Annotated in this window: 6 protein-coding genes and 1 pseudogene; 6 read left to right on the forward strand and 1 reads right to left on the reverse strand. The window is 52.8% G+C overall.

Features of this window, described 5'->3' with window-relative positions; translation table 11 throughout:
• Positions 1-127: 127 nt before the first annotated feature.
• From rng to tldD, 4 genes are read left to right on the forward strand one after another with little or no spacing between them, the layout of a single operon-like run.
• The gene (gene rng / locus ACMHXH_RS12700; protein ID WP_052248058.1) at positions 128-1,594 is read left to right on the forward strand and encodes a ribonuclease G; all 1,467 of its coding nucleotides are present in this window, start codon (positions 128-130) and stop codon (positions 1,592-1,594) included.
• On the forward strand, positions 1,594-5,892 hold the full coding sequence (locus ACMHXH_RS12705; RefSeq protein ID WP_335912287.1) for a YhdP family protein: 4,299 nt from the start codon (positions 1,594-1,596) through the stop codon (positions 5,890-5,892). The genes rng and ACMHXH_RS12705 overlap by 1 nt, the downstream gene beginning before the upstream one ends.
• Positions 5,816-6,661: a carbon-nitrogen hydrolase family protein gene (locus ACMHXH_RS12710; protein ID WP_071475648.1), complete on the forward strand. Its 846-nt coding sequence runs from the start codon at positions 5,816-5,818 to the stop codon at positions 6,659-6,661. The genes ACMHXH_RS12705 and ACMHXH_RS12710 overlap by 77 nt, the downstream gene beginning before the upstream one ends.
• A 36-nt stretch (positions 6,662-6,697) precedes the next feature.
• The gene (gene tldD / locus ACMHXH_RS12715) at positions 6,698-8,146 is read left to right on the forward strand and encodes a metalloprotease TldD (protein WP_071475647.1); all 1,449 of its coding nucleotides are present in this window, start codon (positions 6,698-6,700) and stop codon (positions 8,144-8,146) included.
• A 113-nt stretch (positions 8,147-8,259) separates the two neighbouring features.
• Here the strand turns inward: tldD and ACMHXH_RS12720 are convergent, their stop codons facing one another.
• Positions 8,260-8,412: a hypothetical protein gene (locus ACMHXH_RS12720; protein WP_162206889.1), complete on the reverse strand. Its 153-nt coding sequence runs from the start codon at positions 8,410-8,412 to the stop codon at positions 8,260-8,262.
• 476 nt (positions 8,413-8,888) lie between these two features.
• Here ACMHXH_RS12720 and ACMHXH_RS12725 point away from each other — a divergent pair, with 476 nt between their 5' ends.
• Positions 8,889-10,034: a hypothetical protein gene (locus ACMHXH_RS12725; RefSeq protein ID WP_335912285.1), complete on the forward strand. Its 1,146-nt coding sequence runs from the start codon at positions 8,889-8,891 to the stop codon at positions 10,032-10,034.
• A 686-nt stretch (positions 10,035-10,720) separates the two neighbouring features.
• Positions 10,721-12,707, forward strand: a pseudogene (locus tag ACMHXH_RS12730) (sugar-binding protein); the annotation flags it as partial.

A 12,707-nucleotide genomic window follows, 5' to 3' on the forward strand; every position in this document is an offset into this window, starting at 1 on the left:
GCTTACACAAACTGACGAATTTTTAGCAGCTTTAACGCCCGCCAGTCGATAAAATCAATGAATTAACATCCAACAAGGGTAAATCGTGAATACCAGTCGCACAGTCAATAGCAAGGCTCCGCGGAAGATGGGGTCAGAACTGCTGATCAATGTGACGCCCACGGAAGCGCGAGTCGCATTGGTAGAACACGGTGTCCTGCAGGAAGTGCATATCGAGCGGCGTATGAAGCGCGGCCTGGTGGGCAATATCTATAAGGGCAAGATCAGTCGGGTTTTGCCCGGGATGCAGGCGGCATTCGTCGATATCGGCCTGGAAAAGGCGGCCTTTTTGCATGCCTCGGACATAGTGCCGCACACAGAGTGTGTTGCCGATGTGGAAAAGGGCAACTTCGTGGTGCGTGATATTGCCGAGCTGGTACGTCAAGGCCAGGACATCATGGTGCAGGTGGTCAAAGACCCCCTGGGCACCAAAGGCGCGCGGCTGACCACGGACATAACCCTGCCTTCCCGTTACCTGGTGTTTATGCCGGGCTCAAGCCATGTGGGGGTTTCCCAGCGAATAGACTCTGAAGAGGAGCGGGCGCGGCTGAAGAAAATTACCCTGCCTTTTGTCGACGATGACGGCGGCTTTATCATTCGCACTGCGGCCGAAGGCATAGGTGAGGATGAACTGGCGCAGGATGCCGCTTTCCTGCGGCGGGTGTGGGCCAAGGTCAGCGAGCGGCGCAAAAGACCCAAGACCACGCTGTTGTACCAGGACTTGGCCTTGCCGGTGCGAATTGTCAGGGACTTTGTCGGTGCCGAGCTCGATCGCATTCAGGTGGACTCGGGCCACACCTTCGAGGAGCTGCTGCATTTCGCCCAGGAGTTCATGCCGGACATTGCCGATAAGATAGAACACTACAGTGGCCCGGCGCCGATTTTCGATCTCTACGATGTGGAGAATGAGATTCAGCGGGCGCTGGAGCGTAAGGTGGAGCTCAAGTCCGGCGGCTATTTGATCATCGACCAGACAGAAGCCATGACCACTGTGGACATTAACACAGGGGCCTTTGTCGGCCACCGTAACCTCGAAGAAACCATATTCAACACCAACCTGGAAGCGACCCAGGCGATTGCCCGTCAGCTGCGGCTGCGTAATCTCGGCGGCATTATCATTATCGACTTTATCGATATGCTGCAGGATGAGCACAAACAAAGGGTGCTCAACAGCCTGGCCACGGCACTGGCCAATGACAGGGTCAAAACCAATATCTCAGGTTTTTCCGGCCTCGGCCTGGTAGAAATGACCCGCAAGCGCACCCGCGAGAGCCTGGAGCATGTGCTTTGTGGCGAGTGTCCTGCCTGCCGTGGTACCGGCTCGATGAAAACAGTGGATACCGTTTCCTTTGAGATCTTCCGCGAGATCATCCGTCTCAACCGCACCTACGATGCCGATGAATTCCTGATTTACTGTGCCCCAGCGGTACACGCCTGCCTGTCCGATGACGAGAACCACCTGGTGGCTGAACTCGAAGTCTATATCGGCAAGCGTATTCGCATTCACTGCGAGCCCATGTATGTGCAGAGTAAATATGATGTGGTGATGGTCTAGTGCGGCTGTCTTTTTGCCCTCGAACCCTCGGCCGCTATTGCTGGCGCACCTTGGCCGTGACCTTGGTACTATTCGCCTTGATGGTGAGTCTCATCCGCGGGCTGTTGCCGCAACTGGATGAAGCCAAGCAGCAACTGGCCAACTATGTTGAGCGCGAATATGGCGTCGAGGTCAAGATAGGCAGCCTGGCTGCCCGTTGGCAGGCTTTCGGCCCGGCGCTGACGGTTGAGGACTTGGTGTTACCGCCGCAGGAGCGTTTGCCGGTGACACTCATGGTCGACAAGGTCGATGTCAAACTGGATTTCTGGCAGAGCCTGATGACCGCCGGCCCGCAAGTGGAGGATGTGATCTTCGACGGGGTGCAATTGGCGCTGGATCTGGATCATCTGGGGCAGAAATCGACCGGTGCAGCCGAGGCCGCGAGCAAGCCGGCTCCTGCCACCAATATCGACTGGCTCTATGCCTTGCTGCTGGAACAGTTGGACCGTTTCTCTATCCGCGATGCCAGTGTGCAGCTGTTGTCCAGCAGCCATGATTATCGCCCCATTCATCTGCGGGACCTCAGTTGGCGCAATAGCGGCAAGTTGCACCAGGGCCGCGGCGCCCTCTATCTGGATGAGCTGGCAACGGCGACCGAACAACTCACTCTAAGGCTGGATCTCAAAGGCGATGGCTACAAGCCAGATAGTATCAAGGGCCAGGCCTATCTGCAGGCGCAGTCGCTGGATCTTGGCAAGTGGGCCTCACGCCAACCCAATCCTTATAACCCCCAGGCCAAGTTGCCGCTGGAGGGGGTGGTCAACCTGGAGGCCTGGGTAGGCTTTGCCAACCGCGGCCTGGAATCCGGGGTGATCAAGCTGTTGCCCAGCTGGCTGCGCTGGTCGCTCAGAGACGAGCCACAAAAATTTGCCATAGATGGCGGTGTGATTGCCTGGCAGCCCATAGCCGACGGCTGGCGCCTGGACAGCAGTGAGCTCAAACTGGCAACCAATGACAAGCCTTGGCCCAAGCTGGAGTTCCATGCCATGGAAACCGCCGGGGAACTTTATGGCAAACTCAATGAACTGCAATTTGATAGTCTGTTACCTCTGTTGCCGCTGATTCCCGGCATGCCTTTGGACGGCCTTTATAGCTGGCAGCAACTCAAGCCTCAGGGTAAGCTCGGGCCTTTGGCTATCTATCGGCCCAAGGACGGTGAACTGCAGGCCAAAGTGACGCTGGAGCGGGTCAGCTGGCAGCCTTCCGAGTCCATCCCTGGCAGCACGCCAATCGATCTCTCCCTGGGTTGGCGGAACAACTTCCTCAGCGCAACACTGCCTACCCAGGACTATAAACTGGACTTTGGCGACGGTTTCAAGGCGCCGCTCAGTTTTCGCGCCGATGCCTTTGAGCTGGGCTTCTCGCTCGATAGTCAGGCGCTGATGGTGCCGGCACTGCATCTGGGCAATGACGACATCAGCCTGGACGCCTCTATGCGTTTGCTGCTGGCCGACAAGCCACACCTGGCGCTGTCTTCCCGGGTCAAACTGCTCAACGCCGCCAATGCCGGGCGTTATTTCCCGCGCCATGCCATGGGTGAGTCACTGGCCGATTATCTGGAAGGCGCCATCAAGGCCGGTCGCAGCGATGATGCCGCCGTGGTCTGGCACGGTGAGTTGGCCGGATTTCCTTATCAGGATCATTCCGGGGTGTTTCAGGCAGGGTTCAATCTGACCCACGCCGAATATGCCTTCCAGCCGGATTGGCCGGCGGTGACCGACTTGAGTCTCAAGGCGCTATTTGAAAATGCCCGGATGGATCTCTGGGTCAACAAGGGCAAGCTGTTGAATGTGGCGGCCGATGGCGCCCATGTCTATATCCCCAAGATGGATCACCAGAGTCTGCTGCGGGTTGAGGCGCAACTGGCGACTCAAGGGCAGGATGCCACCGAGGTGTTGCAGCGCTCGCCGCTTAAAGACAGTGTCGGTATCACCCTGGATGTGGTGCAGGTTCAGGGGCCTGTCAGCGGTAAGCTGGATCTCAGTATTCCGCTCTATGACGGTGAAGAGGCGCAAATCCTTGGTGATGTCCAGTTCGCCGGGGTGCCGATTTATATTCGTGAGCCCGGGGTGCTGCTGGATAAAGTCAGCGGCAAGGTGAGTTTTCATAATGAGGTGGTCAAGGGCGAAGGCTTGAGTGCCAGCCTGTTTGGCCAGCCGTTGCAGTTTGGTTTTGATACCGGCAAGGTTAACCAGAATATGGGACTCAATGCCAGGCTCAAGGGTCAGTGGAACCTCGCCAACTTGCCGTCCGAGCTGGACAACCCTCTCAGCGATTTTTATCAGGGCGCGTTGGATTGGCAGGGGAATTTGAAGCTGATCTTTGATGAGATAGGCTATCGAATTCAAGCCAATGTTAATGCCGATCTCAAGCAGACGGAGTTGCTGCTGCCGCCGCCTTATCAAAAGGCGCCCGGGCAGGCGCTGACGCTCAAGGCCGAGCTGCTTGGTGACAACAAGACCAGCTCCCTGGGCGTGCGTCTGGGGGATAAGGCCGAATTCTGGGGTGGCTTTGATGCCGACTCAGGTAAGGGTCTGAAACACTATGACCTGCTGCTGGGGCGCCTCTATCGCAGCGGTGATCAGTTGCAAAAACAGGATGGTCACTTACGGCTGGCCCTGGATGAGGTGGATTTTGCCCAGTGGCAGCCGTTGATCAATGCCTTTGTCGGCAGTGGCAACCATGACGAAAAGGCTGCTGCCGAGAGCCAAAACCCAGTTCAAGCCGCGACTCAAACCGAGAGCACGGCCGGTACCACAAGCATTGCAGCAGATAAAGCTTTTTTCCCGCCGCTCAAGGGGATAGAGGCCAGAGTGAAACAGCTCGAGCTGCTGGGGCAGCGCTTTACCGAGTTGCAACTCAGTGCCCGCCCCGGAGAGCATGCCTGGCAGATAGAGGGACTGTCGCCGGAGTTTGCCGGTCGGGTAGAGATCTACCCGGATTGGTACAGTCAAGGATTGAAGCTGGTGGCCTCGCGCCTGTACCTGAATCCGATAACGGCTGAGCCTGAGTCCAAAGCGCAATCCGAGCCCGAGCCTGAAACCAATCTGCCTCAGGACAGTGACCTGCCGCCGCTGGCGGTGGAGGTGGATGATTTCCGCTATCAGGATATGGCACTGGGGCGTTTGTTGTTGCAAGCTAGCCCGTCGGCGACGGGCTATCAGATCCAGACCTTGGCGCTCAGCAGCGATGATGCCAGTTTGCAGGGTAAGGGTGAATGGCTGAGCCGTGACGGTAACAACCGGACCCAGGTTGAACTCAATCTCAAGGGAGATAAATTTGATCTGTTGGCTACTCGCTTGGGACTGGATCCAGGCGTGAAAGATTCGCCGCTGGAGGTCAAGGCCGAGCTCAACTGGCTGGGTGCACCGCTGGCGTTTAATCTGGAGAGTCTCAGCGGTAAAGTGAGGTTCGATCTCGGCAAGGGGCATATCGAACAGCTCAGTGACAAGGGGGCGCGGATCTTCTCTCTCTTTAGTCTGGACTCGCTTTTACGCAAGTTGTCACTGGACTTTACCGATGTGTTTGGCAAGGGCCTGTATTACAACTCCTTTGGCGGCGATCTGACCCTGGAGAACGGGGTGCTCAAGACCACCAATACCGAGATGGACGCCATTGCCGGTAACATGAAGGTGCGCGGCTATACCGATCTGGTTACCGAGAGCCTCAACTATGATATTCGCTTTGTGCCGCAACTGGCCTCCAGCGTGCCGACTGTTGTACTGCTCAGTACCAGCGCCTGGACCATGGGCCTGGGGGCTTTTGCCCTGACCAAGGTGCTGGAACCCGTGATTGAGATTATTTCAGAGATACGTTTCCGCTTGACCGGCACCATGTCAGACCCCAAGCTGGAAGAGTTGGAGCGAAAGAGCAAAGAGATAGAGATCCCTGAGTCTGTATTGCCACGGCAACCCAAGTCGGCGCCTGAGAAAGACCAGACTCAAGTACAGGACGATGAGCCTGCGGCCACGGATGCAGGCCAAGGAGATCAAACCAAGGCGGATAACAAAGCCAAAGCGCTTAACAAAGCCAAAGCGCTTAACAGTAACCCAGTGAGGGCTGTTGAAGAGGGTGGCGCTGAGGCTGAAAAACCTTTGCCTCAAACCGATAAAGTCACGCCGCTGCCGCTCAAATCGCTGCGAGAACCCAAGACAGAAGTGCCAGTGAAACAGGGAGTCGAACATGCAAGTCAGTCTGCTACAGTGTCAGAGTTGCCGCGAGCCGGAACAGAACCTGCAATTTATCGTCTCGCAGCTTGAGACTCTTCCCCGCCAAGACAATGAACCCCAACTCGTGGTGCTGCCCGAGTGCAGCCTGCTGTTCGGCGGCCATGAGAGCATGCAGTTGGCCTGGGCCGGTGAGCCTGGGCAAAGCCCGCTCAAACGGCGCTTGGCCGAACTTGCCACCCAGTTTCAGGTATTCCTGCTGGCCGGCTCTATTCCGGTAGCCAGTGGCGATGGCCGGGTTTACAGCCGCTGTTATCTGTTTAATGATCAGGGGCAGGTACTCGGCGACTACGACAAGCTGCATCTGTTTGACGCGGAAGTGACCGACGGTACAGGCCAATACAGTGAGAGCGATACCTTTTGCCCGGGTGAGCGGATAAGCGTGGTGGATACCCCTTTTGGCCGCATCGGCCTGGCTATCTGTTATGATCTGCGTTTCCCAGATCTGTTTCGGGCGCTGCGTTTGCAAGGAGCCGAGATTATCGCCTTGCCCTCGGCCTTTACCAAGGTGACAGGCGAGGCGCACTGGGAAGTGCTGCTCAGAGCCAGGGCGATAGAAACCCAGTGTTTTATACTGGCGGCGGCGCAATGGGGCCAGCATAATCAAGGAAGCCGCGAGACCTGGGGCCAGAGCATGATAGTCGACCCTTGGGGACGTATTCTGGCGCAGAAGGCCGAAGGCACAGGCTGGGTGCAGGCGCGTTTGGACAAGGCCGAGTTAGCGCGGGTGCGCAGCGCCATGCCCGTAGAGACACACAATAGATTTTTGCCGCCGCAACTGGGCGACGGCAAGCGGAAATAACCAACAAGGCCACAGGGCCGGATTGAGAGAGACCCAATGCCATTTTTAACCCAAGTGGGACAGAGTTTACTGCAAGAGGGACTGCACCTCGACGATCTGCAAACTTACCTGGAGCGAATCCACCAACACCAGGTGGATTTTTCCGATCTCTATTTTCAGGGCAGCCGTCATGAAACCTGGGTGCTGGAAGATGGCATAGTCAAGGAAGGCAGTTTTCATATTGAGCGCGGTGTCGGTGTCCGAGCCATCAGTGGTGAAAAGACAGGTTTCGCCTACGCCGATGAGATAACCCCCAAAGCCTTGGCTGCCGCCGCCGATGCCGCCAGAGGCATAGCCCAGACTGGGGGCAGCTATCAAACTCAGGCCTGGAAGCGCCGCGGCGCCAAGGCGCTGTATCTGAGTGAAGATCCGATAGCGGCACTGGAAGAGGGCCGTAAAATTGCCCTGCTCAAGGAAGCGGATGCCTATATCCGCAGCCTGGATAGCCGCATCATTCAAGTGGTGGTCAGCCTGGCCGGGGTGCATGAAGAGATACTGGTAGCTGCCAGCGATGGTACTCTGGCGGCGGATATCCGGCCGCTGGTCCGCTTCAATTGCTCGGTGATCCTCGAAGAAAACGGCCGCCGTGAACGGGGCGGCGCCGGTGGTGGTGGTCGTCACCACTATCAAACCCTGATGGCTGCCGCTGATGACGGCTTGCCCATGTGTTTTGCCTTTGCCCGCGAGGCCGTGCGTCAGGCGCAGGTCAACCTAAAGGCGATAGACGCCCCTGCCGGTGAAATGCCTGTGGTTCTGGGCGCAGGTTGGCCCGGAGTCTTGTTGCATGAAGCGGTTGGCCACGGTCTGGAAGGTGACTTCAACCGTAAGGGCAGCAGCGCCTTCAGCGGTAAGATTGGCCAGCAGGTGGCCTCCAAGTTGGTCACTGTGGTGGACGATGGCACGTTGGAAAACCGCCGTGGCTCGCTGACCATAGATGATGAAGGTACCCCGGCGCACAAGACAGTGCTGATTGAGAACGGCATTCTCAAGGGCTATATGCAGGACAAGCTCAATGCCCGCCTGATGGGGCAAAAGCCCACCGGGAATGGCCGCCGCGAATCATATGCTCACTTGCCTATGCCGCGGATGACCAACACCTATATGCTGGCCGGTGAGTCGGCGCCCGCCGATATCATCAAGTCGGTGAAAAAAGGCCTCTACGCCCCCAACTTCGGTGGCGGTCAGGTGGATATCACCTCGGGTAAGTTTGTGTTCTCGGCCTCTGAAGCCTACCTGATTGAAAACGGCGAGATCACCAGTCCGGTGAAGGGCGCGACCCTGATAGGCAACGGCCCGGAAGCCATGGGGCAGATCTCCATGGTGGGTACAGATCTTGAACTCGACAAAGGCGTCGGCGTCTGCGGCAAAGACGGCCAGAGTGTCCCGGTCGGGGTTGGGCAGCCAACGCTTAAACTGGACCGTCTGACGGTCGGCGGCACAGCCTGAGAAATGCTGTCGAATCCCTGATTCGGCAGCTGAGTTTAGCGCTGGTTCATGCATTGCTCTTGGGCGAAGTTGATAGCCGCTGTGGCGGCCTAATGGTGCAAATAACTATCGCTTCAGACGCTCAGAGTCACATCTATGTGACTCTGAGCCAGCTCAACATCCTGTTTCACACACGCTAGCTCGTCCGCGAGGTGATACTCGCTCTGGATTCGACTGGCGTTGCTTTTGGCATCCAAATTCATCCATGGATAAGGTCTGCTCGCCATCCTTGGCTCACGCCCATAAGCCCACTCACCGCTGGCCATGTTATTTGCGTTAATGGATCTCGGCGATATTGAGGGTGACAGGGCAGTTCTTTTGGCACTGAGTAGCTTGTGAAACATTTGAGAGATCTGCAGATATACGCTTAATTCCAGGCACAGGTGGAACTGTGACCGTCGAAAACAGGGTCTAATTTTGTTCCTGACAGATTTTGTATTTCCTGCGTCCCTGTAAGTCAGATGTTTTCGTCGAGCGCCTATGGATGGGTTTATAACAGCTTGTTTTACCACAAGCACCCCATACAGAGTACGGTACGGATATAGCAAACAAAACCACATAATGTACGTTACATAGAGCTTGATTTACTTTTAAGTTGCAAGTGCAAAACAAAATGTAATCAAATGATTTGCAGGATGGTAGCTTTTTGATACCTATTAAGTAAGGTTGCAAATATTAATGATTCAATGGAAGTGGAGTTGTTATGAAAAGGACGTCATTCTTGGTATTTCTCACCATGAGTATCAATTTTTATGCATGTGAGATCCAAGCCTCAACAGCGGTGTCACCTTATGCCGATAGAGTGGGTATAGATCTCATCGATACTTTCAATATAGAGCCTAACTTGGCTTCCCATACGACTGGGTTATTGGGAGATCAATTCGATCCCGCTATGGGAGGAATTAGCTTTACCCAAACAGACATTAACATTCCTGGTAATAGTAAACTTCCTGTGCAATTAGTAAGGGTATTATCCGGGCCCGATAGTTGGTTTTCAGACTCTAGGGAATTTGCATCTTGGAGCTTACAAGTACCTCATATTAGATCGTCCTTTGTTTCGGAAAAAGGTAAAACACCCGAGACTAGTGGCTCTGCTACCCGCCAATTCAATGGTTGGTTAAGGGGAACCGCTTGTTCTTCTGATCTGAGTGGCAATGGATTTACCATCACAAGTGGAGCTGGAACTGCTCATGTTAGAGAAAGAGATTATTGGGGTGGGGATTCAATATCTATCCCAGGAAAAGGCTCACAGAAAATTCTACTTGACTCAAATGGTAAAAAAATCACTGCAAATGACTATTCTATCTCTTGTTATAATACTCCAAATGGACATGAAGGATTTAAGGTTGTAGATGATAGTGGTATTATTTACTATTTCGACGTAGAAAAAAGAGTTAAAAGCATTAAAGAAATGGAGTATCATCCCAGTACTCCTTCTCAACCTTGTGGAATATATAATCCTTGTCCGCCACCAACTTTACCAGATTCAACTTCTTCCCCTGGTGTTTTAGTAAACAAGTTCACTATTTTTATGTTGGTGAGTAAAATAGAAGATAGAAGTGGGAATTGGGTAAAGTACTCATACAATGGAGGTAAAATAACAACCATCGAGGCTAATGATGGTCGAAAAATAAGCTTTGGCTATAACTCTTTGGGATATATTTCAAGTGCAAGCCATGCAGGAAAAACTTATAACTACGCTTATGATCTTAACGGAATAGCAACTCTCAATAAAGTGACTCAGCCTGATGGAAAATTTGGCTATTCAAGCATGAAAAGACGGCAAACCAACCAGGTAATAACTTTTGGAACCCCAGAGTTATGGGGGAACATACACAGGCACCCATGACCAGTTTTTGTCCGGCTGTATATTCCGGTCCTTTTATTGAAATGATTCACCCTGATGGGATGAAAGGCAAATTTGTACTATCAGAAACTTATCATGGCCGAACCGAAGTCCCCAAAATTCCCAGACCCAACCCCAATAGATGGCCTCAAAATATGGTTGGTTATTATATACCAAAATGTAGCGCCATGTTTTCCCTCACTCAAAAACAGTTAATTGACCTAGAAGGAAAAACTCTAACATGGGATTACTCATACTCCCGTAACATAGGGGCCTTCCAAGGAGAGGAAAAACATGCCATTTATGGCCTTGATGCGGCAGACTTTCCATCCGTTGATATAGGAGATCTTAAGCGCACGACTATAAAATCACCAATAGGTGATAAGCAAGAAATGTATTTTTCAAGACGTTTCGACTGGAGTGAGCAGAGTTTACTGTTTGAAAGAATTGTAAGTGCTTCTGGCGAGTTAATCTCGCATCGAGAATATACCAAGCAAAAAGGTAAATATCGAGGAAAAAGCAATGTTTACAACGATTACACTTCTTCTCAAAGAGTATTGGAAAAGAAAATTATTAACAAACAAAGAGAAAGTTCTACCACAACAAACTATTTGACTGAGACTGTATCGTTTAATACCTATGAAGCTCCTTTGATAATGAAAGAGCATTCATCTTCACAAGGTGATACTTTGTATTACAAAAATTTATATCACCATAATACGGCGATCAATCTGCTTAACGTACCGGCTGGAGTCATGGTTTCCCGTGATGGCGTGAACTGGAAAGAAGCCAATCGGCAAGAGTTTTACACGTCGGGAAATGGGATCGGTCAAGTTTACCGTAGTTGGATTGCAGGGAAACACATATCCACAAACACTTATCATACAGACGGCAATTTACTCCAAACCAGTTATAACGGTTCAAACCGCTACGAGAAGTTTGAAAACTATTACCGCGGTAAGGCGCGCAAGATAACGCTTCCCTGCGCCACCACCAATGGTTGCACGACGGTCAACGGCAGTACCGCCAACACCATGGTGGCCCTGCTGGAAGTCAATGCGGATGGCACCACCAAGAGCGTGACCGACTTTAATGGCAATAAGGTCTCCTACAGTTACAACCCTATTGGTTGGCTAACCAAAATCGACTATGCCGATCCCAAGTGGGCAGACAAAGTTATCAGTTATGCAACGGTCACAACGGCCAATGACGGTATTTCCGGCAGTGGGATAGTAGCGGGCAGTTTGCGTCAAAGTATCAGCCAAGGGAATTACGAAAAACGGGTTTACCATGATGCACTGTTGCGCCCGGTATTTACCCGGGAGCGGGATATCGCCAATGGGGCAACAACGCGTTATCAGGCCTTTGAGTACGACCATGAAAACCGTCAAACCTTGGCAAGCTTCCCAAGCAGCAATGCCGCCAGCCGGGTGGGAATGGCAACAGAATATGATGCCTTGGGGCGAATAGTCACTCAAACGCGTACCAGTGATAACAGCAGCAGTAGCCGCGACTATTTGGCCGGAAACAAAGTAGCCGTTACGGACAGTGAAGGAAATACCACCACTACAACCTATCTGGCCTATGGTCAACCGACCTATGACAAACCACTGTTGATTGAAGCTCCAAACACTGATGATGTCAGCCTGGATTACAACGAATTTGCACAAGTTACCTCAATTCGTCAGGGCAATATCACCGAAAAACGGCTATACGACAACTATCAACAGTTGTGTAAGTCTGTTCGCCCCGAAACCGGTATTACGGCTTATGGTTACAATGCCCAGCGTCAACAGATATGGCGGGCCCTGGGCACCAATGGCAGCAGTACCAGTTGTGATGCCGCGTCAGTCCCGGCCAGCCACAAAACGTTGCTGGGCTACGATAATTTGGGGCAATTGCGAACCGAAAATTTCCCGGATACTACACCGGATAGAACTTACAACTACGACGCCAACGGCAATCTGAGAGCCTTGACTGCCGGTAATATCAGCTGGAGCTACTTATACAACAGCCAAAATGCAATCGATAAAGAAACCCTGAGTCTGGACGGCAAGTCTTTCGTACTGGATTGGGAATACAACAATCTGGGAGCCGTCAGTTCATTGAAGTACCCATCAGGTGCATTGGTTGATTTTGCTCCCAATGCCTTGGGGCAAGCGACCAAGGCCGGCAGTTATGTCACAGGCGTGAGTTATCATCCCAACGGCCAGGTGAAACAATTTACATTCGGGAATGGCATTGTTCGCAATGTCGAGATGGATACCAGTGGCCGAATCGATTTGCTCACCGACAGCAAGAGCGGCGTGATAAAGAACAAACTCGACCCCAGCTACGATGGCAACGACAACCTGGTTCGCCTCATCGATTGGGTGGACAGAAACAATGATATTGACAATCTGGTTTACGACGGTGTTGACCGCTTGCTCAGTGCCGATGGCCGCTGGGGTACAGGTCGTTATACCTACGACGGTAAGGGGAATATCCTCAGCCGCACACTGAATAACGTCAACATAGGCTATAGCTATAACAACCTGAATCAGTTGAGTAAATTGAGCGGTGCCTACGCTTATGGTTATCAGTACGATACCCGCGGCAATGTCATCCACAATGGCCGTTACCCGCTCAGCTATAACCTGGGACAGCAAATGGTCTCAGCCAAAGGTATCAACTACA

Origin of the sequence: Shewanella sp. BJSY2023SW001, from assembly GCF_047314685.1 — a bacterium.
Lineage (GTDB): Bacteria > Pseudomonadota > Gammaproteobacteria > Enterobacterales > Shewanellaceae > Shewanella > Shewanella indica.

Bases quoted from the DNA above. Each gene is read 5' to 3' on its own strand.
- ACMHXH_RS12720 (WP_162206889.1), bottom strand. From the start codon at position 8,412: ATGGCGAGCAGACCTTATCCATGGATGAATTTGGATGCCAAAAGCAAC.
- rng (WP_052248058.1), top strand. From the start codon at position 128: ATGGGGTCAGAACTGCTGATCAATGTGACGCCCACGGAAGCGCGAGTC.
- ACMHXH_RS12710 (WP_071475648.1), top strand. From the start codon at position 5,816: ATGCAAGTCAGTCTGCTACAGTGTCAGAGTTGCCGCGAGCCGGAACAG.
- tldD (WP_071475647.1), top strand. From the start codon at position 6,698: ATGCCATTTTTAACCCAAGTGGGACAGAGTTTACTGCAAGAGGGACTG.
- ACMHXH_RS12725 (WP_335912285.1), top strand. From the start codon at position 8,889: ATGAAAAGGACGTCATTCTTGGTATTTCTCACCATGAGTATCAATTTT.